The sequence below is a fragment of the Flavobacterium sp. genome, from assembly GCF_028712645.1.
Lineage (GTDB): Bacteria > Bacteroidota > Bacteroidia > Flavobacteriales > Flavobacteriaceae > Flavobacterium.
In genome coordinates, this window is sequence record NZ_JAQTPQ010000006.1 from 1 (window position 1) to 24696 (window position 24696).

General features: G+C 33.3%; 26 protein-coding genes. 8 read left to right on the forward strand and 18 right to left on the reverse strand.

The features are described 5' to 3' along the window. A partial coding sequence (locus tag PHC28_RS00790) for an IS4 family transposase (protein ID WP_300095568.1) occupies positions 1–1083 on the forward strand: 1083 nt, incomplete at its 5' end. 98 nt (positions 1084–1181) lie between these two features. Here the strand turns inward: PHC28_RS00790 and carB are convergent. Together carB and rpmH are read right to left on the reverse strand one after the other, a co-directional pair. Further along, a complete protein-coding gene (gene carB / locus PHC28_RS00795) occupies positions 1182–4034 on the reverse strand; it encodes a carbamoyl-phosphate synthase large subunit (RefSeq protein WP_300095571.1) in 2853 nt (950 codons plus the stop codon). A 142-nt stretch (positions 4035–4176) separates the two neighbouring features. Then, complete coding sequence (rpmH, locus tag PHC28_RS00800) at positions 4177–4338, reverse strand: 50S ribosomal protein L34 (protein WP_007136275.1); 162 nt, start codon at positions 4336–4338, stop codon at positions 4177–4179. 164 nt (positions 4339–4502) lie between these two features. On the opposite strand from rpmH, the gene PHC28_RS00805 reads away from it, so the two are divergent. Further along, positions 4503–5018 carry a DUF2892 domain-containing protein gene (locus PHC28_RS00805; RefSeq protein WP_300095575.1) on the forward strand — a complete coding sequence of 172 codons (516 nt, stop codon included), beginning with the start codon at positions 4503–4505 and terminating at the stop codon, positions 5016–5018. Between the two features lie 208 nt (positions 5019–5226). Here PHC28_RS00805 and PHC28_RS00810 read toward each other — a convergent pair whose 3' ends face one another. Continuing rightward, on the reverse strand, positions 5227–5592 hold the full coding sequence (locus PHC28_RS00810) for a TSUP family transporter (RefSeq protein ID WP_367277967.1): 366 nt from the start codon (positions 5590–5592) through the stop codon (positions 5227–5229). Positions 5593–5630: 38 nt separating this feature from the next. Then, positions 5631–6293 carry an alpha/beta hydrolase gene (locus PHC28_RS00815; RefSeq protein WP_300095581.1) on the reverse strand — a complete coding sequence of 221 codons (663 nt, stop codon included), beginning with the start codon at positions 6291–6293 and terminating at the stop codon, positions 5631–5633. A gap of 334 nt (positions 6294–6627) precedes the next feature. On the opposite strand from PHC28_RS00815, the gene PHC28_RS00820 reads away from it, so the two are divergent. Next, the gene (locus PHC28_RS00820; RefSeq protein ID WP_300095583.1) at positions 6628–6930 is read left to right on the forward strand and encodes an N-acetyltransferase; all 303 of its coding nucleotides are present in this window, start codon (positions 6628–6630) and stop codon (positions 6928–6930) included. Positions 6931–7146: 216 nt separating this feature from the next. Here PHC28_RS00820 and PHC28_RS00825 read toward each other — a convergent pair whose 3' ends face one another. From PHC28_RS00825 to PHC28_RS00890, 14 genes are all read right to left on the reverse strand, one after another. Continuing rightward, on the reverse strand, positions 7147–8781 hold the full coding sequence (locus PHC28_RS00825) for an ABC-F family ATP-binding cassette domain-containing protein (RefSeq protein WP_300095586.1): 1635 nt from the start codon (positions 8779–8781) through the stop codon (positions 7147–7149). Positions 8782–8945: 164 nt separating this feature from the next. Beyond that, a complete protein-coding gene (locus tag PHC28_RS00830) occupies positions 8946–10409 on the reverse strand; it encodes a sodium:alanine symporter family protein (RefSeq protein WP_300095589.1) in 1464 nt (487 codons plus the stop codon). Between the two features lie 163 nt (positions 10410–10572). Beyond that, a complete protein-coding gene (locus PHC28_RS00835) occupies positions 10573–11376 on the reverse strand; it encodes a Cof-type HAD-IIB family hydrolase (RefSeq protein ID WP_300095592.1) in 804 nt (267 codons plus the stop codon). Positions 11377–11446: 70 nt separating this feature from the next. Further along, a complete protein-coding gene (locus PHC28_RS00840) occupies positions 11447–11776 on the reverse strand; it encodes a type II toxin-antitoxin system RelE/ParE family toxin (RefSeq protein WP_300095595.1) in 330 nt (109 codons plus the stop codon). Continuing rightward, positions 11749–12225 (reverse strand): hypothetical protein, encoded by a 477-nt coding sequence (locus tag PHC28_RS00845; RefSeq protein ID WP_300095598.1) that lies wholly within the window; start codon positions 12223–12225, stop codon positions 11749–11751. Before PHC28_RS00845 ends, PHC28_RS00840 begins: the two co-directional genes overlap by 28 nt. 40 nt (positions 12226–12265) lie before the next feature. Continuing rightward, positions 12266–12481: a DUF2007 domain-containing protein gene (locus PHC28_RS00850; RefSeq protein WP_300095601.1), complete on the reverse strand. Its 216-nt coding sequence runs from the start codon at positions 12479–12481 to the stop codon at positions 12266–12268. A 35-nt stretch (positions 12482–12516) separates the two neighbouring features. Beyond that, the gene (locus PHC28_RS00855; protein ID WP_300095604.1) at positions 12517–13188 is read right to left on the reverse strand and encodes a DEAD/DEAH box helicase; all 672 of its coding nucleotides are present in this window, start codon (positions 13186–13188) and stop codon (positions 12517–12519) included. Between the two features lie 106 nt (positions 13189–13294). After that, on the reverse strand, positions 13295–14458 hold the full coding sequence (locus tag PHC28_RS00860; protein ID WP_300095607.1) for a sigma-54 dependent transcriptional regulator: 1164 nt from the start codon (positions 14456–14458) through the stop codon (positions 13295–13297). Positions 14459–14642: 184 nt separating this feature from the next. Then, positions 14643–15962 carry an ABC transporter permease gene (locus tag PHC28_RS00865; RefSeq protein WP_300095610.1) on the reverse strand — a complete coding sequence of 440 codons (1320 nt, stop codon included), beginning with the start codon at positions 15960–15962 and terminating at the stop codon, positions 14643–14645. Positions 15963–16021: 59 nt separating this feature from the next. Continuing rightward, positions 16022–16954 (reverse strand): ABC transporter ATP-binding protein, encoded by a 933-nt coding sequence (locus PHC28_RS00870; RefSeq protein ID WP_300095613.1) that lies wholly within the window; start codon positions 16952–16954, stop codon positions 16022–16024. A 145-nt stretch (positions 16955–17099) separates the two neighbouring features. Beyond that, the gene (gene dnaJ, locus PHC28_RS00875) at positions 17100–18233 is read right to left on the reverse strand and encodes a molecular chaperone DnaJ (RefSeq protein WP_300095616.1); all 1134 of its coding nucleotides are present in this window, start codon (positions 18231–18233) and stop codon (positions 17100–17102) included. 109 nt (positions 18234–18342) lie between these two features. Continuing rightward, positions 18343–18942, reverse strand: coding sequence for a nucleotide exchange factor GrpE (locus PHC28_RS00880; protein WP_300095619.1), 600 nt, complete (start codon positions 18940–18942; stop codon positions 18343–18345). Between the two features lie 484 nt (positions 18943–19426). Next, on the reverse strand, positions 19427–19558 hold the full coding sequence (locus PHC28_RS00885) for a hypothetical protein (RefSeq protein WP_300095622.1): 132 nt from the start codon (positions 19556–19558) through the stop codon (positions 19427–19429). A 172-nt stretch (positions 19559–19730) separates the two neighbouring features. Then, positions 19731–20189, reverse strand: a complete 459-nt coding sequence (locus PHC28_RS00890; protein WP_300095625.1) for a DUF4442 domain-containing protein — start codon at positions 20187–20189, stop codon at positions 19731–19733. Between the two features lie 231 nt (positions 20190–20420). Between PHC28_RS00890 and PHC28_RS00895 the strand changes: the two genes are divergently transcribed. From PHC28_RS00895 to PHC28_RS00915, 5 genes are all read left to right on the forward strand, one after another. Continuing rightward, on the forward strand, positions 20421–20876 hold the full coding sequence (locus PHC28_RS00895; protein WP_300095628.1) for a DUF4870 domain-containing protein: 456 nt from the start codon (positions 20421–20423) through the stop codon (positions 20874–20876). A gap of 59 nt (positions 20877–20935) precedes the next feature. Beyond that, entirely contained in the window at positions 20936–21268 is a 333-nt protein-coding gene (locus tag PHC28_RS00900) for a PadR family transcriptional regulator (protein WP_300095631.1), read from the forward strand. Positions 21269–21270: 2 nt separating this feature from the next. After that, positions 21271–22992, forward strand: coding sequence for a PspC domain-containing protein (locus PHC28_RS00905; protein ID WP_300095634.1), 1722 nt, complete (start codon positions 21271–21273; stop codon positions 22990–22992). Positions 22993–22994: 2 nt separating this feature from the next. Continuing rightward, positions 22995–23735, forward strand: coding sequence for a head GIN domain-containing protein (locus PHC28_RS00910; protein ID WP_300095639.1), 741 nt, complete (start codon positions 22995–22997; stop codon positions 23733–23735). An 86-nt stretch (positions 23736–23821) separates the two neighbouring features. Then, positions 23822–24658 carry a DUF2807 domain-containing protein gene (locus tag PHC28_RS00915; RefSeq protein WP_300095642.1) on the forward strand — a complete coding sequence of 279 codons (837 nt, stop codon included), beginning with the start codon at positions 23822–23824 and terminating at the stop codon, positions 24656–24658. Positions 24659–24696: the final 38 nt, after the last annotated feature.

Below are 24696 nucleotides of genomic sequence, written 5' to 3' on the forward strand. Positions count from 1 at the left end.
AGTGCTTTTGTGCAAAAACGGATGAAAATTAATCCGGAAGTTTTTAAATATTTATCGGAAGTAATTGTAGAGAATACTTATGTTGAGAGTAACACAACAATTGAGTTATTTGCAGGATTTAGACTGCTTGCTGTAGATGGGTCAAAAGTTACTCTTCCTTATACTGAAGATTTAAAAAAAGAGTTTGGAGAATCAAAGAATAATACCAATACAAGTGTTGTTCAAGGTAGAACTTCGGTTTTGTACGATTTGTTAAATCATATTGCTTTAGATTCAGTTTTGGAGAATTCAGGAATTGGGGAAAGAGAACTGGCTCTAAAACATATTTTTAGATGGAAAAAGAATGATTTAATTATTTATGATCGAGGATATCCATCGTATGACTTTAAATATGAACACCTTAAAAAAGGTGTAAATTTCGTAATAAGAGCAACTACTACACAAAGTAAGGCGGTAATTTCATTTGTTTCTAGTGGTAAAAAGTCTTTGGTTGTAGAAATATTTCCACAGGAAAAACATTGTTTTAAAAACAAGGAATACGACAAAAATACTTCTATACAGATACGATTAGTTCGAGTTGATTTGCCAAATGGAGAGGTAGGAATCTTAATGACTTCGTTATTGGATAGCCAAAAATATCCATCAAAAATGTTCAAAGAATTATATTTTTTGAGATGGAAAATAGAAACCTACTATGATGAATTGAAGAATAAAATAAAACTAGAATATTTTACAGGTTATTCAAAAATGAGTGTGTTGCAAGATTTTTTCTGTGCCGTTTTTATCAGTAATTTGCAATCGACTATCGTGAATGATTTACAAGAAGAATTAGAACTCAAAAATCAAAAGACGAAATTAGATTACAAGATAAATGTAAACCTGACCTATGGTTTTTTGAAAAATAGAGTTTTAGAATTGCTTTTTAAAGAAGGTGCTTTGGAAGATGTGTTTTTAGAATTACAAATATTGTTTCTCAAAAACACAATACCCATTCGACCTGATAGAAGTAATCCTAGAAATATAGGCAAATATCGAAATCGAATAAGACCCTTTGTGCTTAAAAATCAGAAAGATGCAATATAGAAATTCCTTAACTTAATGACATTGGGTGCGAGCGTCTCGCTCGTATCTACAAATAAAAAAAGCCCCAACCGGGGCTTTTTCAATATCTAAACTCAAGTTTATTTACTCAAATACATTTTTCTTCTAGAGTACAATTCATAAAACTGATCGTCTTTCAAATCGTCAATAAACAGGATACTTTCTCCGGTAGATTTCATTTCTGGTCCCAAAGCTTTGTTCACATTGTGGAATTTGCTGAAAGAGAAAACCGGTTGCTTAATCGCGTATCCTTTTAACTGCGGATTGAATTTGAAATCCGTTACTTTATTCACACCTAACATTACTTTTGTGGCATAATTTACATAAGGTTCTCCGTAAGCTTTAGCAATAAATGGCACAGTACGAGAAGCTCTAGGATTCGCTTCAATGATATAAACGATATCGTCTTTTATCGCAAACTGAATGTTAATCAAACCAACGGTTTCCAAAGCCAAAGCGATTTTCTTGGTATGATCTTTTATTTGTGTCATCACAAATTCGCCCAAATTAAATGGTGGCAAAGTGGCGTTACTATCACCAGAATGTACTCCGCAAGGCTCGATGTGTTCCATTATTCCAATGATATACACGTTTTCACCATCGCAAATCGCGTCTGCTTCAGCTTCAATGGCACCATCCAAATAATGATCCAAGAGCAATTTATTTCCTGGAATCGTTTTCAATAAATTGATAACGTGTTCTTCTAATTCTTGTTTGTTAATCACGATTTTCATTCCCTGACCACCCAAAACATAAGAAGGACGAATCAATAATGGAAAATCCAAAGTATCTGCCAAAGCAGAAGCTTCGTCAGCTGTTTCGGCAATACCAAATTGTGGGAAAGGAATTTTTAAATCGGTTAATAAATCAGAAAAACGTCCTCTATCTTCAGCTAAATCTAAAGCATCAAAGCTAGTTCCTATAATTTTAATTCCGTATTTGGCTAACTTCTCAGCTATTTTCAAAGCGGTTTGCCCACCTAATTGTACGATAACACCTTCTGGTTTTTCGTGTTGAATAATATCATAAATATGTTCCCAAAATACTGGCTCGAAATACAATTTATCAGCAGTATCAAAATCAGTCGAAACCGTTTCTGGATTACAGTTAATCATAATCGTTTCGTAACCACATTCTTTGGCTGCCAAAACGCCGTGAACACAAGAATAATCAAATTCGATTCCTTGTCCAATTCTATTAGGTCCTGAACCCAAGACAATTATTTTTTTCTTTTCAGTTACAATACTTTCGTTATGAACGTAGCGTTCTCCGTTTGCTTTTTCAATTTCAGCCTCAAAAGTCGAGTAATAATAAGGTGTCAAAGCTTTGAATTCCGCAGCACAAGTGTCAACTAATTTAAACACACGATTAATGTTCATCGACATTCTTAAAGCGTGTATTTGACTTTCCAGACAACCTAACATATGAGCAATTTGTCTGTCGGCAAAACCTTTTTGTTTTGCTTCCAAAAGCAATTCTCTTGGTAATGTTTCCAATTTGAAATTGGATATTTCTCTTTCCAAAGAGTATAATTCCTCATATTGTTTTAGGAACCACATATCAATTTTAGTGATTTCGTGAATACGACCCAACGGAATTCCCATTGCGATGGCATCATAAATTACAAAAACACGATCCCAACTTGCAAAAGTCAGTTTTTCGATAATTTGTTCGTAGTTGGTATATCCTTTTCCGTCAGCTCCTAGCCCATTTCTTTTGATTTCCAAAGATTGTGTGGCTTTATGCAAAGCTTCTTGAAACGAACGTCCAATTCCCATAACTTCACCCACAGATTTCATTTGAAGTCCCAAAGTTCTGTCGGCACCTTCGAATTTATCGAAATTCCAACGTGGTATTTTCACGATTACATAATCCAAAGTCGGTTCGAAAAGAGCCGAAGTCGATTTGGTAATTTGGTTTTGTAATTCATCTAAATTGTAACCCAAAGCCAGTTTCGAAGCAATTTTCGCAATAGGATAACCCGTTGCTTTTGATGCCAAAGCAGAAGAACGAGATACACGAGGATTGATTTCAATCGCCACAATATCTTCTTTTTCGTCAGGCGAAACGGCGAATTGCACATTACAACCTCCAGCAAAATTTCCGATACTACGCATCATCAAAATTGCATAATCACGCATTCTTTGGAAAGTAGTATCCGACAAAGTCATCGCTGGTGCCACAGTAATTGAATCTCCAGTATGAATTCCCATTGGATCCATATTTTCGATAGAACAAATAATAACTACGTTGTCATTTCTATCTCTTAAAAGTTCTAATTCATATTCTTTCCAACCCAACAAAGCCTTATCAATCAAGACTTCATGGATAGGAGACATTTCTAATCCGTAAGTTAGTTTTTCGTCGAATTCTTCTTTTTTATGCACAAAAGCAGCTCCAGTTCCTCCCAAAGTAAACGAAGGACGAATAACTAATGGAAAGCCAAATTCTTGTGCAATTTCTTTTCCTTGAAGGAAAGAAGTAGCTGTTTTTGCAGGTGCAGAAGGAACTCCAATTTTTTCTAAAAGTTGCTTGAATTTTTCTCTGTCTTCGGTAATATTAATGGCATTAACATCAACACCAATTAATTTTACTCCAAAATCAGCCCAAATTCCTTTCTCGTCAGCTTCAAGACATAAGTTCAGTGCTGTTTGTCCACCCATTGTTGGTAGAACAGCATCGATTTGAGGATGTGCTTTTAGGATTTCAATAATAGATTTTGTGGTCAATGGTTTCAAATAAATATGATCGGCCATTGATGGATCCGTCATAATAGTTGCAGGATTCGAGTTAATCAAGATGACTTCGATTCCTTCTTCTCGAATAGAACGAGCAGATTGAGAACCTGCATAATCAAATTCGCACGCTTGCCCTATAACTATTGGACCTGAACCTATTATTAAAACTGATTTTATTGAATTGTCTTTTGGCATTTTTTTTATTTTTTTGGTTTCAAGTTTCAAGTTTCAAGTTGCTAACTAACTTTAAACCTGAAACTTTAAACGTTTTTAATGAAAAGGTATAAAAAAAGGCGATACTAAAAAAAGTAACGCCTTTATGATGTTTATAGAAACATTATTTTTTATGTCTTGGTTCGCAAGAAACAGTCAATTTGTGTCTTCCTTTTGCTCTACGACGAGCTAGGACTTTTCTTCCATTTGCAGAAGCCATTCTGTCCATAAATCCGTGCTTATTTCTTCTTTTTCTTTTCGATGGTTGAAACGTTCTTTTGCTCATTGCTTTGTATCTTTAAAAAATGTATTTAAATGTGGTTGGTAGTTTGGAATTCCGTTATTCGCAAACCGAGTGCAAATATACAAAGACTTTTATTTCTGGCAAGTTGTTTTATAATTTTTTTTTTAATTCATTTTGCTATCTTTGCTGATATAAATTTACACATTATGTTTCATAAAAATATCAAACTTATTATCGCCGGACTTATTGTAGCTACTGCTGTTTGGCAATTTACCGAATCTAATATTGGCAATGGAATTTTCCTTTTATTGCTGACTGCGATTCCTATTTTTCTTTACTTTAAAAATGAATTTATTTTATTAGCCTTCTTAAAATTAAGAAAACAAGATTTTGAAGGCGCTAAAAAATGGTTAGCCTACATCAAAAATCCCGAAGCAGCTTTAGTTAGAAAACAACAAGGATATTTTAATTATTTGCACGGAATTATGGTTTCACAAACAAACGTAAATCAAGCTGAAAAATATTTCAAAAAAGCAATCGAATTGGGATTATCAATGGATATGGATTTAGCTGTCGCCAAATTAAATCTAGCTGGAGTTGCGATGACTCGTAGAAGAAAACTGGAAGCAACAAACCTACTTAATGAAGCTAGAAAGTTAGATAAACAAAATATGCTAGGCGAACAAATCAAGATGATGAAAGATCAAATGAAGAAAATATAACCCTCTCCCCAACCCTCTCCAAAGGAGAGGGAGATGAAAAAATAGAGATTAAAACAAAACACCAAATTTACTTGGTGTTTTTTTATTTACGCAAATCAAGGGTTGAATTTATAACTTTTTGGGGTTCAAGGCTAACCTAACAGGTTTCAAAAACCTGTTAGGTTTAATACGAAGTATGTTAGAGGTTTATTTTTAACCCTTGATCGCATTATTTATTAAAAAGCATATCACCTGCAATAAGCAACAATACAAAACCGAATATTTTTTTTAATGTTTTTTGATCAATTCCGATTGCTATTTTACTACCATAATAGCTCCCAACGATAAACAATGCTGAAATAATTACGGCATATTTCCATTCGATTTGTCCAGCTCTATGATAATTCAATACTGCCAAAAAAGCAATTGGCGGTAACATTACAGCAAGACTTGTCCCTTGTGATTGTTGTTGCGTCAATCCCAGCAAAAGAAGCATTGGGACAATAATAATTCCGCCTCCTATTCCTATAAGTCCACTAAGCATTCCAGATACTAATCCGATGCAGATTAAAATAAAAATTGTTCCTATAGTCATTTTCATATCTGATTTAATGTAAATTAATAAATTAGTTCCTAATTTGAATCCAAAATAATTTTAGGCAAATTTTCATTCAACCACTTGTATTTACTCAAAATCATTATGTGAGTTCCACCTTTTACTACAATACAATTTTGGATGTATTTTATCGGAAAAACATCATCTGCATCTCCGTGAATGTGTACTACTTTTTCATCAACAACTATTCTTTCCCACAAAATCACTTGTTCTACTGCCCAATCTAAATAACGTTTATCCCTAACGGCGAGGAATCGTTCATATAACTTGAGTCGCTGATTTATTTTAGGTCCAAAAGAAAATTTAGCCAGACTTTCAACATTCGAAAGTAAATTAGTTGGTATGAGTTTATACGCTTTTGTAGTTTTAGCCAACTTCATTTTTATTGGAAACTCCAAATTACTTTTGACACTAGAAATAATAATAACCTTTTTGGTATCAATAAATTTTGCCATTTCTTGAACCAAAATCCCTCCAAAAGAAACTCCTATCAAAACTGGATTTGGATGCGTTATCTTTTGAGTAATTCGTTTTGCGTATTCTGGCAAAGTCTCTTTATCCAAAGGGATTTCCCATTCTAAAAGTATCGTTTCAAAAACATCTTCTGTAAGTACAATCCGCTCAAAAATTGTAGAACTTGCCGCTAATCCTGGCATAAAATAAACTGGTATTTTACTCATAATGGGTTTTAACTATTTTTCAACAGTAATCCGATTGACAATCTCGAATTTTTTATAAAATTAATTTTTTTTAATGAAACCAACTTCGATTACAACTTTATATTAACATTATAATTTTTTACAACTTCCCTTTTTGAAGTAAATCCACACAGATATGAAATAAATCCCAGCCGAAAAAGTAGAAATTATAGCTATTTCTTGACAAGAAAAACATAAAACCCAGATACAACCTAAAATCATTTGATATTGAAAATCAAATCGATACCTTTGTAAAGGTTGCTTTTCTAAATCTAAAAAATTTTGGAAAGAAGCAGCAATGAAATAAAAAAATAGTATGGAACCTGCCGTCAATATAGAAATCAAAGACAATACTTTTGCAAGACAATTTGAAACTATAACCGAAAAAGGATTGGTAACAGTAGAATATTCATTTCAGGAGAAAAAAATATTTTTGACAAAGATTAATGTCCCAGATTTATTTAATGATGAGATTTTTATTTCAAACTTACTCAAACAAATTATGTTAATAGCTATCGAGAGGAAACTTAAAGTAGTGCCAATCCTTCCTAAAATTGTAGTTTTTTTTAAAAAAAATCCTATTTATAAAGAGTTACTCCCTCCGGGGATACGATTATAAAAAAAGAGGCTGTTTCTTGATGAAATAGCCTCTTTCATTTAAAGGTTCTAATGAGTTGCATAAAAAATCAAAACATTTAAAATACAAATCTTTAAACCATTAAGATATTAAGGAAATTAAGCTTTGCATTATTCTTAATATCTTAATGGTTTGAAAAGAAAAAAAATGAATGTTCACAACATTTCCAGAAGAACATCATTAAAAAACTTTGAAAAATTACTTTTCAATCTCTCTCAAATTCTCCATTTTCTTGTGAGCCAAGAAACCGGCAATATCTTCAAAATGTTCCTTCACTCGTTTGTTTCCAAATTCAAAAACTTTTGTTGCCAATCCGTCCAAGAAATCTCTATCGTGCGAAACTAATATCAAAGTTCCATCAAAATCACGCAAGGCATCTTTGATAATATCTTTGGTTTTCATATCCAAGTGATTCGATGGCTCATCGAGAATCAATAAATTCACAGGTTCTAGCAATAACTTAATCATTGCTAAACGCGTTTTCTCACCACCCGAAAGTACTTTTACTTTTTTAGTCACATCATCACCGTGAAACATAAAAGCACCTAGAATATCTTTAATCTTAGTTCGAACATCTCCTACTGCAACATCATCAATGGTTTCAAAAATAGTAGCATTCTCATCTAATAATGCTGCTTGATTTTGTGCAAAATAGCCAATTTGAGCATTGTGACCAATTTCAACAGAACCGCTATCGACAGCTAATTCTTTCATAATAGCTTTAATCATTGTCGATTTTCCTTCTCCATTTTTCCCAACAAAAGCTACTTTTTGACCTCTTTCAATAACAATATTGGCATCCTTAAAAACGACGTGATCTCCATAAGATTTGGACATTTCTTTTACAATCACAGGATATTGACCCGAGCGAGCAGCCGGTGGAAATTTTAACTTTAAAGCCGAAGTATCAACCTCATCAACTTGAACAATTACTAGTTTTTCAAGCATTTTAACACGAGATTGAACGGCATCCGTTTTTGAAAACGTTCCTTTAAAACGATCAATAAACGCTCTATTATCAGCAATCATTCGTTGTTGCTCATCGTATGCTTTTTGCTGATGCACTCTCCTATCTTTTCTCAATTCTAAATAATGAGAATACTTTGCTTTGTAATCATAAATTCGTCCCATCGTTACTTCAATAGTACGATTAGTAATATTATCGACAAAAGCTCTATCGTGAGAAATAACCACCACAGCTTTGGCAGAATTAATCAAGAAGTCTTCCAACCATTGAATACTTTCAATATCCATATGGTTTGTAGGTTCATCTAATAAAATCAAATCTGGTTTTTGCAAAAGGATTTTGGCTAATTCGATTCGCATTCTCCAACCACCAGAAAACTCAGACGTTTGACGGGAGAAATCTTCACGTTCAAAACCCAAACCAATTAGAATTTTCTCTACTTCAGCTTCATAATTAACTTCTTCAATGGCATAAAATTTCTCACTTAAGTCCGAAACTCTTTCAATCAATTTCATATAGGCATCACTTTCATAATCAGTACGAACGGTCAATTGCTCATTGATTTCGTCAATCTCTGCTTTCATACTAAAGATTTCTCCAAATGCTTTAGAAGTTTCCTCCATTACAGTCGCTCCATCGGTCGTTAATAAATGCTGCGGTAAATAGGCAATTACAGCTTCTTTTGGTGCTGAAATATTTCCTGTTGACGGTTTACTTTGGCCTGCAATAATCTTTAAAAGTGTTGATTTTCCAGCTCCGTTTTTTCCCATAAGGGCAATTTTATCATTTTCATTAATAGCAAAAGAAACATCACTAAATAAAGTAGTTCCACCGAAATGAACGGAGATATCGTTAACTGTAATCATTTTTGAGTTTAGAAAGGTTATACGTTTAGAAGTTTTAGTTTCTAAACAATTTTAAAAAGGTGCAAAGATAGATTAATAAAGTAATTAGCCTATAAAAAAATAAAGCTTCTAGAAACAGTATGAAAATCCTGTTTTTAGAAGCTTTAGAATAGTTAAAAAAATTACTATTCGCCTTTATGTTTGTCAATGGTATTCCAAATATGAGCATTCATAACACCTATATCTTCAGGATGAAACGTTGGGTCTTTTCCTTCCTTCTTCTGTTTTTCATAATCTTTTAAAGCCGCTAAAGCTGGTTTTTGCAATAAAAGAATAGCAATAATATTAAACCAAGCCATCAATCCAACTCCAATATCGCCAATTGCCCAAGCCAATTGCGCTTGATTAACTGCTCCATAAACAACAACTAGAATCATAGATACTTTCAAAATATGATAAAAAAGAGGCGATTCGATTTTACGTGTGATGTAGGAAATATTTGTTTCGGCAATATAATAGTAAGCTACAATTGTTGTAAAGGCGAAGAAAAATAAAGCGATGGCCACAAAATAACCACCCAAACCAGGAAAAATAGTATCCATTGCACTTTGAGTATATCCAGGTCCAGAAGCAATGTTTTTAGCCCCTTCATATAAAAATTGTTGAGCACCATCTGCACCAGAAACAGGATTAATTACATTGTATTTCCCAGTTATCAAAAGCATAAATCCAGTTGCAGAACACACTAACAAAGTATCAATATAAACAGAAAAAGATTGAACTAAACCTTGTTTTGTTGGATGCGAAACATTGGCAGCAGCCGCAATATGTGGTGCCGTTCCTTGACCCGCTTCATTGGAATAAATTCCTCTTTTAACTCCCCACTGAATGGCAAGACCGAACACAGCTCCAAAACCTGCTTCCATATTAAAAGCACTTTTAAAAACTAAAGAAATCAATTCTGGCAATCTATTAATATCAACTGCAATGATTATCAATGCAATAATGATATAACCAATTGCCATAAAAGGAACTATATATTCTGTGAATTTTGCAATTCTTTTTACACCACCAAAAACAATGGCTGCAAACAATAATGCAACTCCAATTCCTGTATATAAAGTATTTATTTGAAAGGCATTTTGTAACCCTTCGGCAATAGAATTCGCTTGCACGCCTGGCAATAAAATACCTGCCGAAATTACTGAGACAATGGCAAATAAAATTCCAAACCATTTTACTCCCAAACCTCTTTCTATATAAAAAGCGGGCCCTCCACGAAATTCCCCAAGATGTTTTTCTTTATAAATTTGTGCCAAAGTTGCTTCAACAAAAGCAGTGCTTGCTCCTAAAAAAGCCACCATCCACATCCAGAACATAGCACCAGGACCTCCAAATGCAATAGCCGTTGCCACACCTGCAATGTTTCCTGTACCAACTCTTCCCGCTAATGACATTGACAAGGCTTGAAAAGAAGAAACCCCAGAATCAGTGCTTTTGCCATCAAATAACAAACGAAACATTTCTTTGAAATGACGCACTTGCAAAAATCGGGTACGGATTGAAAAGTAAAGTCCCGTTCCTAGACATAAAATGATTAAGGCGTTACTCCAAATTATATTGTTTATCGTTTCAACAAACTCTTCCATAAACTTTTTTTTAGATTTTAAATAGTATTAAAAACCAAATTAAAGCCATTTTAGGATAGGAAACAAATTTCAAGGGCTATGAAAATGAATTATTACCTATTTCTTCAAAAAGTCTAAAAAAATCCTCAATACCAAAAATATTGAGGAAAAAAATCGTAATAGATTATTCCAAAATAAATCTCCGAACTACTTCGGCAACACCATCATCATTATTAGATGCCACAATAACATCTCCAAATTCTCTTAATTCTGTATCAACATTATCTACCCAAACACCTAAACCTGCATATTGCACCATCGTTAAATCATTCTCGGCATTTCCGATAGCAATAATTTCACTTTGATGAATATTGAGTCTTTCGGCCAAAATTTGAATGGCAGCTCCTTTGTCAACACCATTAGGAGCGGCTTCCAAGAAAAAAGGTTTCGACATACAGACACTCAAATCAGGCATTGCAGCTTTCAATTTAGGCTCAACCGTTTTAAGATAAGTAGGTTCTTCTAGCAACAAACATTTCACTGCCGAAGTGGTTACCGCATCTTTAAAACTCGGCACAATAACAAGTTCTAAACCCGTTATTGTACTTTCAATATCAATATATTCTGAATGCTTTTCGCTGATAATTCTATTATCTAAATAAGTAATAATATGCGTATTATTTTGTTGACTAAAATCGTAAATAGAATGGATTTGTTCTTTGGTCAAGGAGTGTTCAAAAAGAACCTTATCTTCTTTTAAATCGGTAATTGTGGATCCATTAAAAGAAATCATAAAGGAATTATTGATGTCACATTGTAATTCCTTTGCATATTCTATCATTGCTGATGTAGGTCTCCCTGAAGCCAAAACAACATAAACTCCCATTTCCTGTGCTTTCAAAAGCATAGCTGCATTTTCAGTCGAAATTTTATGATCATCGGACAACAAAGTGTCGTCCATATCGACCACCAGCATTTTATATTTCATTATTTATAATTTTATATTTCCAGTACATTTCATCAAAAAACCGCTCTTTTGAAGCGGTCATTTTCTATTATTACAATCGTTTTTTAATTCTGTCAAAACTTTGTTTTTGAGCTAAAACTCCAATAACAACAACCATCTTTAATTCTTCTTCAATTAAATAATAAACTGTAAATGGAAATCTTGCTACTATTGCTTGCCTTAATTCTTTATGTCTTTTTTGGTAATGTTTTGGATATTGCTTAATATAATCCAACTCTTCATTTACTTTCAACTTAAAATCTTCACCTAATTCTGTATTTATTTCTAAATACCTTTTTTTTGCTATTCTTAAATCTTGATAAACTATGGGCAACAATTTCAACTTGTATTTCATTACCATTCCTTCTTTACCTGATCCCAATCCAATAAATCTTGAGTATTCTTTCTATAAGATTCCAGTCTTTTATCCAATTCACCTTTATGTTCTGAAGGAACTCCAATTTTATTCAATTTCTCTTTTTTCAAAATTTTTTCCAATTTTTCAAAAGTATCGATTTCAACTTTAAATATTTCTTCTATAAAACTATATTTTCTAACAGATAAATCAACTTCCTCCTCTTTGCCCGAAGAAACACACCAATTCTCGATTTCTTTTTCTAAATCTTCAATTGAAGTATATTTTCCTGATGAAATTCGCTCATCGGCTTCTTTAACCATATTGATATATCCTTCCCTATCCACTGGATAACCACTAATAGTATGAGCCACAACTTCTTTATCCAAGACAGATTTAAGCGCTATAATTTTTTTTAGCTTGCTTTCTTCAATATGTAGCAACCAATCCACTAATTCTATTTTTCTTGCATCCATATCCATCTTAAAGAATTATTCGAAAACAAATATACAAATTTTAAATACTCAACCTAAATTCTTCAATTACAGGATTGGCTTTTGCAAAATCAGTTTCTTGAATGAATAATTCGACTGCTTTTGCATTTTCCATACTAGGGAAAACATTAGATTGATTGTTATCTCTAATAACTGTTTCTACACCTATTTCCTCAATTTTACTTTTTAGTGAAACCGCTAATATTTCACTTCCCGAAAACACTTTCATTAATCCCATACTATTGTTTTTTGTTTGTTGTTGTTGAATATCAATTACTCTTCCTCTTCCTCTTCAGAGTCTCCATCTTCATCGTCTTCATCGTCATCCTCCTCTACATCAAAATTAAATTCAAATGGTTCTACCAACATTTTTTCGGCAAGAATTTCAATTCTTTCAGTGTAAACATCAGAAAAAATTATACGTTGGGTCTTAGCAATACTATTCGATATACGCATAATTCGAGTTTCGTGACGCAGTTTCAAAATAGAATCTGCATCATCGAGGATAAACATTCTTAGTCTGTTAACATTATAACCAGCTGTACTAAACATATCACTCAATTTATTTGGTGTCCCAATCAAAACATCGATTCCTGTAGAAATATAATTTTTATCATAATCCATATCTCCTTTGTCGTGAACGCCATAGACTTCCAAATTAGAATGTTTTCCATATTTTTCAAAAAGGGATACCATTTCTAAAACCTTGGTTTTATCTTCTAATATAATCAAAGCGCGTGGTGATTCTTCGTTTGTTCCAGCTAATTTCTGAATGACGTTGATAACTATTGTTGTTGTTTTACCACTTCCATCTGGAGAAATAATAATACAATCAGCACCACTTTTAATGGTCGAAAATGTTTCTTGTTGCAAGTCATTGGCATCGGTAAGACCATTATCGATGAGTGCGTTTTGAAGATTTTCGTTTATTTTTTTTAGTTTCATATATTTAATCTAAAGAATTAAAAAAATCTAAAAATCTAAAAAAAATCATTTTGCTTCTTTAGATTCTTTCGATTTTTTATTTTTTTCCCTTCGGGATTTGGGGCTTTTATTTACTTGCAAACAGTTGCACGTCATTCTCGGAAATCTCGTTTCCGCCAAGGATAATCAATCGCTCTACGACATTTCGCAATTCGCGAATATTTCCTGTCCAATCGTAATCCTGAAGTAATTTCACAGCTTCTTTTGAAAAATGTTTTACTACGCTTCCTTGTTCGGAAGCAATTTTTTCGGCAAAATGGGCAATCAACAACGGAATATCATCTCGTCTTTCATTCAACGAAGGTACACTAATTAGAATCACTGCCAATCGGTGATACAAATCCTCACGAAAACGACCTTCGGCAATTTCTTTTTTCAAGTCTTTATTGGTGGCCGCAACAACTCGAACATCAACTTTAATGTCTTTGTCAGCACCCACTCTCGTGATTATATTTTCCTGCAAAGCACGCAAAACTTTGGCTTGAGCCGAAAGACTCATATCGCCAATTTCATCCAAGAAAATCGTTCCGTTATTAGCAGCTTCAAACTTTCCTGCACGATCTTTTACCGCTGATGTAAAAGCACCTTTCACGTGACCAAACAATTCGCTTTCAATCAATTCACTTGGAATAGCAGCACAGTTTACTTCGATTAACGGGAAATTAGCTCTTTCGCTTTTTTCGTGCAATTGATGAGCAACGAGTTCTTTTCCAGTTCCGTTTGGTCCAGTTATCAAAACTCTAGCTTCGGTTTGTGCAACTTTTTCAATCATCAATTTAATGTGATTAATAGGCTCGCTTTCGCCAATCATTTCGTAATTCTTGCTGACTTTTTTCTTGAGAATCTTGTTCTCAACCACAAGTTGCTTTTTGTCCAACGCATTGCGAACGGTATTCAACAATCGATTCAAATCTGGTGGTTTCGAAATGTAATCAAAAGCTCCTAAACGCATCGTTTGAATGGCAGTTTCCATATCTCCGTGACCAGAAATCATTACCATCGGAATTTCGGGTTTTATTTTTTTGACAGCTTCAAGAACTTCAACTCCGTCCATTTTTGGCATTTTAATGTCGCACAAAACGAGGTCGTAATCGTTGTTTTTTATTTTTTCTAAACCTTGAACTCCATCTTCGGCATCTTCAACAATATAAGTGTCACTTTCTTCGGAAAGTATTTTTGAAAGCACTCTTCGAATAGCGGCTTCGTCTTCTATGATTAGTATTTTGCTCATTTATTTGTTGTTTTACCGCAAAGTTTGCAAAGTTTTTCGCAAAGTTCGCAAGTTTATTTATAGCCGAATTTCCTAGCCCCGATTGCAGTGGAAATCCTTTTTTTTTCAAACCTATAAGGTTTTGAAAACCTTATAGGTTTAAAAAAAGATTGCAACGGAAAGCGGGAAATAGCTCCTAATTATTTTAATATTTTAACCATTTATATAATTCTCTCCAAGTTGGTTTTTTGCCGTACATCAATATTCCCACTCGGTAAATTTTTGCGGCAAACCAAACCACAAAAAAGAAGGTTCCGAAAAGCAAGGTGATAGAAATTGCCAATTGCCACCAAGGCACACCAAACGGAATTCGCATTAACATAACGATAGGCGATGTGAGCGGAATCATCGAAAATACGGTAGCAACTGTTCCGTGAGGATCGTTGATAACGGTAAAAAATCCGATGTAAACTGCCAAAACTAATGGCATTATGATAGGCAAAAGAAACTGTTGCGAATCGGTTTCGCTATCAACCGCAGCACCAATTGACGCATAAAACGAACTGTATAAAAAGTAGCCTCCTATGAAATAAATAACAAAACTAATGAGAATTGTAGCAATGGGTAAACCCCATAATTCCTTAAAAATCATTTTGGCACTGAATGCAAATTCTTGATGTGCTGACATAATAACATCGGGTGGAAGTTTTGCTGTTGGGCTGGCATCAATCCCCAAAAATGCTGAGGCGGCAAACATAAGTGTCATCCCAAGAATTGCCCAAATAAAGAATTGCAGTAATCCTGCCAATGAAGTTCCTATAATTTTCCCCATCATTAATTGAAACGGTTTTACCGAGGAAATGATGATTTCGACGATGCGATTTGCCTTTTCTTCAATGACACTGCGCATCACCATATTGCCATAAATAATGATAAACATCATAATGAGATAGCCGAATGCACCTCCAATGATAATCTTAGTTTCATTGAGTCCTTTTACACTTTTCTCTCCGGATGCTTTTGCTAAGCTTATACTCACTTTGGCTTGGGCATTTTTTATTGCCAATGTGTCTAATTTTGCTTTTTCGAAATTGTCTTTGGTAAGTTTTTTTGCAATTACACCTTGCACCTTTTCGATAAATGAAATACTTGGACTTTCGTTTGAGATAAACTGGATTTTACTTTCTAAATCCTTGTCATTAGCTACTTTTGGTATGTATAACAACCCTTCGAAGTTCTCGTTTGTGATGCTGTCCTTTAAAAATTTGACATCAATTGGAGATAAATCATAATATTTATATTCTCCATCTTTTTTGTTTAAAGACAGAAATTCATTGGTAAACAAACCTGTTTCATCGTGAATGGCGACCCGTTTTGTGTCGGCTTTCATAGAACTCAAATAACCAACAAAAGCAGCTATTCCTACAAAAAGCAACGGACTTAAAAAAGTCATTACAATGAATGACTTGTTGCGCACTTTGGCAACAAATTCTCTTTTTATTATTAATGATATAATGTTACTCATTCTTTGTAAATTACAAATTTTAAAATTTCAAAATCCAAACTTTGGAATTTGGAATTCCCTTATTGATTTTTATTTTCTGTTACTGCTTGAATAAAAATATCGTTGACACTTGGTATTTTTTCCATAAAATGTGTCACTTGTCCTCTTTGTACAAGTATATTTAATAGCTCATTTGGTGTTGCATTTCCCAGTTGAATTTCTAATTTTAATTCATTGTTTAATGATTTAAAATCGGTTTGACCCACTTTGAATTTCTGTGTAATATCATACATCAATCCTTCTACATTATCCGACAAAATACCAACTTCAAAACTATTGGTTCTGAATTTACGTTTGATATCATCTAATTTCCCTTCGAGGAGTTTATTCGATTTGTGAATTAATGCAATATGGTCACATAATTCTTCAACGCTTTCCATTCGATGTGTAGAGAAAATTATGGTAGAACCTTGATTTCTTAATTCAAGGATTTCATCTTTAATTATGTTGGCATTTACAGGGTCAAATCCTGAAAAAGGTTCATCGAAAATCAATAATTTTGGTTTATGTAAAACGCAAACTACGAATTGTACTTTTTGCGCCATTCCTTTTGAAAGTTCTTGTATTTTCTTGTTCCACCAACCTTGAATTCCCAGTCTTTCGAACCAATATTCCAATTGTTTTTTTGCTTCCGCTTTTGAAAGTCCTTTCATTTGCGCCAAATACAAGCATTGCTCACCCACTTTCATTGATTTGTACAAACCACGTTCTTCGGGTAAATAACCAATATGTTGAATGTGTTTTGGACTTAATTTTTCACCGTCAAGAATAATTTCGCCACTATCGGGCATTGTGATTTGATTGATGATTCTGATTAATGATGTTTTACCAGCTCCATTTGGACCAAGAAGTCCATAAATACTTCCTTTTGGAACCGTCAGTGAAACTTCGTTAAGTGCCACATAATCACCATATTTCTTGACAACATTTTTAACTTCAAGTATATTACCCATTCTAATTTATGATTTATTTCATCTGTTCGGCCTTATTGGCCTCGGGTTTGTAAAAATAGAAAAATAGTGCTAATTAGGTGTTAAATAAAACAAAAAAACCCACCCTTATTTTCACAAGGATGGGAAAAATTCGCATAATTAAAAATTATGAGAACATATCTTTTACTTTCTCAAAAAAGGATTTATCCCCTTTTTCTGGATTTGGAATAAAATTTTCGTCTGTAATATTTTTTTCGAAAAACTGTTTTTGTTCCTTGTTTAGTGTTTTTGGTGTCCAAACATTAACGTGAACTAATAAATCTCCAGTTCCGTAACCGTTGATGCTTGGGATTCCTTTTCCTTTCAACCGTAGAATTTTTCCTGATTGAATTCCCTCTTCGAGTTTGATTCTCACTTTCCCGTTTATAGCTTCGATATCTTTTGAAATTCCTAGAACTGCTTCGGAAAAACTAATGTATAAATCAAAGTGTAAATTTTCGCCTTCACGCTTCAAAAATTCGTGTTCAATTTCTTCGATAGCAACAATTAAATCCCCAGGAACGCTATTTCCGGGAGCATCATTTCCTTTATTAGAAACTTTCAATTGCATTCCGTCAACTACACCTGCTGGGATTTTTATGGTAACCGTTTCGTCATCAAGAATCATTCCTTGAGAATCTGCTTCTGATGGTTTTTTGTCTAATATTTGACCTGAACCACCACATGTTGGACACGTTGAAGCTGATTGCATTCGTCCCAAAATCGTGTTTGTCACACGCATTACTTGACCTTGACCATTACAAGTAGAACACGTTTTATAAGCTACTCCAGGTGCTTGAACTTTTCTTTTTACTTTAACTTTTTTCTCGACACCATTGGCAATTTCTTCGAGAGTCAGTTTTACTTTTATACGAAGGTTACTTCCTTTTACACGGCGCGAACCGCCTCCACCAAAACCACCGCCCCCACCAAAACCACCGCCCCCACCAAAGGCACTTCCGAAAATATCTCCAAATTGACTGAAAATATCATCCATATTCATATGACCGCCGCCATAACTACCGCCACCACCTCCATTTTCAAAGGCTTGATGACCATATTGATCATATTTAGCTTTTTTATTTGGGTCGCTTAATACTTCGTATGCTTCGGCAGCCAATTTGAATTTTTCTTCTGCAGCTGCATTTCCTGGGTTTTTATCAGGATGAAATTCGAGTGCTTTTTTTCGGTATGCTTTTTTTATTTCGGCAGCATCGGCACTTTTGCTAATGCCAAGTATTTCGTAAAAATCTTTTTTCATAATTGTTTAAATTCCAAAAAACAAAACCCAAAAAACAAGCAATTTTAAAATTCAAAAAATCAAATCTTAATTTACCTCTTTTGGGATTTGGGGTTTATAATTTGTTGTTTTAGTTCCCGATTACAACCTTTGGAAAACGAATAATTTTGTCGCCCAATTTGTATCCTTTTTCAATAACATCGACAATTTTTCCTTTCATTTTAGGTGATGAAGCTGGAATTTGAGTGATTGCTTCGGCAAAATCAGCATCAAAAGCATCTCCTGCTTTTATTTCGACTTCTTCTAAACCTTTTGAAATCAATGTGCTTTTTAACTTTTCTTGAATGAGTTCAACACCTTGAATCAAAATATTGTCATCTGTTTTTTTGATTTCGGCTAATGCTCTGTCAAAATCATCTAAAACGGGAAGCATCGCTAACAAAACTTCTTGATTTGCAGTTTTGAACAATTCGATACGCTCTTTTGTAGTTCTTCGTTTGTAATTTTCAAACTCAGCGAATAAACGCAGGAATTTATCTTTTTCGGAGGCTAAATCTTGAGATAATTGTTCTTCTCTTGATATTTCTTCTACTCGTTCTTCAATAGTTGAGTCTAAGGTTTCAGAATTATTTTCATTGTTCTCAATTGGATTTTGATTAACAATTTCGTCATTTAGCGTGTTTTCAGTCGTCATTCTCGTATTATTTTTAAAAATATTCTTAAAGTTCATTTTTATACTTTCGTTTAGATTGCAAAAGTACTGCCAAATCTCGTAAAATGTCAAATTGTCACTATTTTTATTTGAAGTTTACTATTTATAATTTGCAAATAAAAAAATACCTCTTTCACTGTATAAGACTTTATATGACAATCCGTTTGCTTACATTTTGAAAATGACACACGGATGACACGGATTTAAACCGATAAAAACGAATTTTTATATTAATAGCAGCAAAAATCCGTCTAATCCGTGTCATCTGTGCACTTTATTGGGTTATTAGTACGCTTAGTGGACAGTCATAAAACTTTAATATAATTTTAAGATTATCCCATTTTAGTTTATCTAATTTTGTAATGATTCAATTTTAGAATAGATTTTTAAAATTAAACTTAAGGTTAGCTTGTAGGCTTCTAAATAATTATTAATTCACCATACCTTATATTAAAAAAGCTTCGTTTAGTCAACGAAGCTTTTTTTTGCTTTTATACTTTTACTAAAAATACGCCATCCCTACGGGATTTTCATTTAATTCATCATTTTTATTCAACGGATAAAAATCCGTTGCTACAATATATTCCGTTCCTACGGAACTCAAACATTTCATATAACCATCGGCTCGAAACATTTTGCAAAGCTGAACTTTAGTACAGTTATACAGTGTCCTTAAGATGCTGACAAAGTCTCCCGACATCTATATCCCATTCCAACTTTGTTAATCTCAACATTCATTGTATCTACAAAAATTATTCAAATTCAAAAAATCAACAATGTTGTGAAACTTAACATTTAAGGATAAACTAATTTGATTTTACCCTAACACTCCATTCGAAATCCATCTCTGAAACTTGCACTCCACTTTCGTTAGTTCCTATCGATTTCATCCAAAATGTTTGTCCTTCACCCGTTGCAATAGCTTGTTGAATGGCTTGTTGCGCCAATAAGCCATCATTAGAAACGAAAGTTATTCTTCCTGTTGCTTTTTTAGTAAAGTTACTTTTATTATTCGCCACCAACATTGATATTTTTTTGTCGCTTTTTTGAATTTGAAACATAACCAAAGCTCCAGTTGAAAGTTCGGCTGCCATAGCTTGAACGGCAAAATACATAGAGTTGAATGGGTTTTGGTTGATCCAGCGGTGTTTGACGGTTACCACGCATTTATCTTCGTCAATTTGTTTTACCCTGACTCCACATATAAATGCCGACGGCAACTTTAATAACAGAAATTTATTCAAACCAGATTTAGTAATTTTCATCGTTGCTATTTTGTTTTGTAAAATTAACAATAAAATTGTAATAAATTTTAGTCGCTACCAAACTATTGTAAAATTCTATTAAGCCCTTTATTCTCGGGATATTTTATTCAATTTGTATTTTGCAACTCTTTTAAAATTGTTAAATTTTTGTTAACATACACTACTATGTGATACAAGATACCGTCTAATAGACATATATTTGCATAAGAAATTACTATATACTTTTAAATTATGGAAACAACTAGCGAAAATAACACGGCAACTTTTATTCATTTGAGTACTTTAAGTCAATATTTCATACCGTTTGGAAATTATATTTTTCCAATATTGATTTGGAGTTCAAAAAAAGACGAATCGGTATTTATAGATTATAATGGGAAGCAAGTACTTAATTTTCAATTGAGCTTATTGTTATATTCACTGGTTCTTGCTATGATTGCCATTCCTATTTTAATTTTCACGGTTTTCAGCACGATTTCATTCAATACTATCATAAATGAACACGATTTAATCTTCAATAGTTTAAGTATTGAAAATATCACTGGAATCGTAATTGTGGCATTAATTGCAATTTTCACTTTTATTGGACTGAAAGTTGCTGAATTTTTCCTGATAATTTTTGCCGCAGTAAAAACTTCTAATGGAGAGAACTATAAATATCCGCTGACAATTAATTTTATAAAATAATCATCAAATCAATCAAAAAATGAACAGTTTAATTCAATCAAAAAAACAAAAAGAGCATCATGAACATTGAAAACACAAAAGCCCAAATGCGAAAAGGGGTTCTCGAGTTTTGTATCTTGTCTGTTTTAAAAGACAAAGAAGCATACACTTCGGAAATATTGGACACCTTGAAAACCGCAAAATTATTGGTTGTGGAGGGAACGGTTTATCCGTTGCTCACCCGATTAAAAAACGACGGATTACTCAACTATCGTTGGGAAGAATCATTATCAGGTCCACCAAGAAAATATTATGGACTGACCGAAATTGGACATACATTTTTAAACGAATTAAATGGTACTTGGACTGAATTGTCCGATGCTGTAAACCTAATCACAAAACAAAAACAATAGTCATGAACAAAACTGTAAACATAAATTTAGGCGGAATGTTCTTCCATATTGATGAAGATGCCTATCAAAAGCTAACACGTTATTTTGACGCCATAAAACGTTCGCTATCCAATTCATCAGGACAAGATGAAATCATAAAAGACATCGAAATGCGTGTTTCGGAATTATTGACTGAGAAACAAAAATCCGAAAAACATGTAGTAGCGATGAAAGACGTTGACGAAGTTATCGCTGTAATGGGTCAACCTGAAGATTATAGAATTGATGAGGAAGAAACTGAAAATAAATCAAGCAGTTATTCTTACTCTTCTTCAAAAACCAGAAAATTGTATCGCGACAAAGACAACGGAATGATTGGTGGCGTTCTTGCAGGTTTGGGACATTATTTTGGGATAGACAAAGTTTGGTTACGAATTTTTCTTCTGATAATGCTTTTTGCATGGGGAACTGGTGTTTTGGCTTATATCATACTTTGGATTGTAATGCCAGAGGCAAGCACAACAGCCCAAAAACTAGAAATGACAGGCGAACCAGTAACCATTTCGAACATCGAAAAAAAGGTTCGTGAAGAATTTGATACTGTTTCTGAGAAATTCAAAAATGCGAATTATGACGAAATGGGAAACCGCATAAAAACTGGAGCTGAAAAAGTTGGAAGTTCTTTTGGCAATTTCATTATTGCAGTTTTGAGAGCATTTTCTAAATTTCTTGGTGTAATTTTGATAATGGCTGGGTTGTTAACTCTTGTTAGCTTATTCATTGGTGTATTCACTTTGGGTACCTCCACGTTTATTAGTGTGCCGTGGCAGGGTTTTATCGAAGCTGGAAATTTTACTGATTATCCAGTTTGGACATTTGGATTATTGATGTTTTTTGCCGTGGGAATTCCTTTCTTTTTCTTAGCACTACTGGGTTTCAAACTGTTGTCTCCAAATATGAAGTCTATCGGAAATATTGCCAAATATACTTTGCTTGCTGTTTGGTTAATCTCGGTTTCGCTAGCAATTGCCATTGGAATAAAACAAGCAACTGCCTTTGCAATTGATGGAAGAGTCATCCAAAAAGAAACAATCAATCTGAAATCAACAGATACATTATTTATAAAATTCAAACACAATGACTATTATGCAAAAAACATCAATGATCGAAATGATTTTAAAATCACACAAGATTCTACTGGCACAGACGTTATATATTCAAACCAAGTAACTTTTAGAATTGAGAAAACGGATGAAAAAGTAGCATACATTCAAATTGAAAAAGAGGCAAAAGGGAAAACTTTGTTCGAAGCAAAAAAAAGAGCAGAACAAATAAAATACGGATACAAAATTGTTGGAAATCAATTGATTTTAGACAACTATCTATTGACTGATTTAAAAAATAAATTTCGTGATCAAGAAATAGAAGTCACCCTTTTCTTACCAAAAGGGATTCTATTCAAAGCTAATTCTAATGTTGAGGATTATGATCGTTCTGATGATGACTATTTTAATATGCATTTTAGTTCTGAAGATTACATTTACAGAGTTGAAAATAACCAAGTAAAATGCTTAAATTGCCCTGAAAATGAAAACGAATACAATGATGTTGAAAATAACGCAGTGGCAGATACTGTTGTTACTACAACCGTAACTGTAAACGGAGAAGTTGTAACAGAAAATAAAACTGGCAGCAAAAAAGGGTTATCAGTTAATAAAGATGGAGAAATAGTAAAAACAAATTAGTCATGATAAAAATTATCACAATCATCACAAAATTTATAATTGTTACCTTAATCGCATTGTTGTTTTCTTCTTGCATCTATTCGAGAGATTTCAAATCAATAACAGGAAGCGGCCATGTGACAACCGAAAACCGAATGGTGGAAGCCGATTTTAAAAGCATTAAGGTCAGTAACGCCATCGATCTAGAGGTTGAACAATCAGATAAAACAGAAATCATTATAGAAGCTGATGACAATTTGCAAAATGAAATTACTACAAAAGTAGAAAATGGAGTCCTCATTATTACTTGTAAATACAGTTCTTTTATAGATGTAACATCAAGAAAAGTTACGGTAAAAATGCCAATTATTGAAGGTTTACAAGCTTCAAGTGCTTCTACAATCAAAAGCAGAAATACTTTAAAAGGCGAAAACATTGATTTGAGATCGTCAAGCGCAGCAGATATAAACTTAAGTCTCGAATTTGATGCCATTTATTGCAAAGCAAGCAGTGGCAGTTCCATAAACATCGACGGAAAAGCATTAAAACTGGAAACAAATTCCTCTAGCGGAAGCGATATTGATGCCAACGATTTATTAGTAAATAACGTGATTGCAAAAGCATCAAGTGGAGGTTCCATCAATGTACATCCAATTGTAAATTTAGATGCAAAGGCTTCAAGTGGTGGTGACGTAAACTATAATATCACCCCAAAATCAATCGAGAAAAGCACAAGTTCTGGCGGAAGCGTCGAAAAAGAATAAGGATTTATTTTGCCAAAAATCAGGAAAATCATTCATCAAAAGTGGATGATTTTTCTATATTTGTAAAATACTTAATTCAACCCAAAATGAAAAAATACACCTCTCTACTTCTACTTATTTTAATTTCCACAGTGGCCTTGGCACAGAAAAAAGAAAAAATAAAAGGATCCAAAACAGTCACCATTGAACAAAGGGAAATTGGCAATTTTGACTCCCTTGAAGTGGGAGATAATATCGAAGTATTTTTAGATAGAGGCGAAAAAAGTGATTTAAAAATTGAAGCCGACGACAATCTGCATAGTATTGTTAGTATCGATTTAAGTTCAAATACGCTTCGAATAAGCACTTCGAAAGAAGCAACAAATTACAAAAAACTAATCGTTAGAGTTACTTATACTAAAGATTTTAAAATGGCAACATCTAAAGATGAATCCATTATTAATGCCATACAGGAAATCCAATTGGACGATATTTCATTTAATACTTATGGCAATTCTAAACTTAATTTAAACGTTAATTCAGGGAATTTTATCTTGCATTCAGACGATAAATCAAAAACCGAACTTAATTTGAAATCGGAGAACGCAACCATCGAATTGAGTAAAAATGCTACATTAAAAGCTTTAATCAACTCAATAGACCTAAAGTGTGATTTGTACCAAAAATCGAAAGCAATTATAGAAGGAGATGTGACCAATGCTGCTATCCGACTAGATAATAATGCTGATTTTACAGGAAACAATCTTATTGCAAAAAATGCCGAATTAATTGCTGAAAGTTATTCGAAAGGAAGTGTCAATGCTAAAACAAGTCTAAGTGTTGACGCTTCAGGAAATTCAGAAATTAAAATCTATGGTGACCCAAAAATCGAAATAAAGCGTTTCGCTGATTCTGCAACCTTGATTAAAAAACCAACAAAATAATCGCAAACAAAAAAGTCTCAATCATTACAATTGAGGCT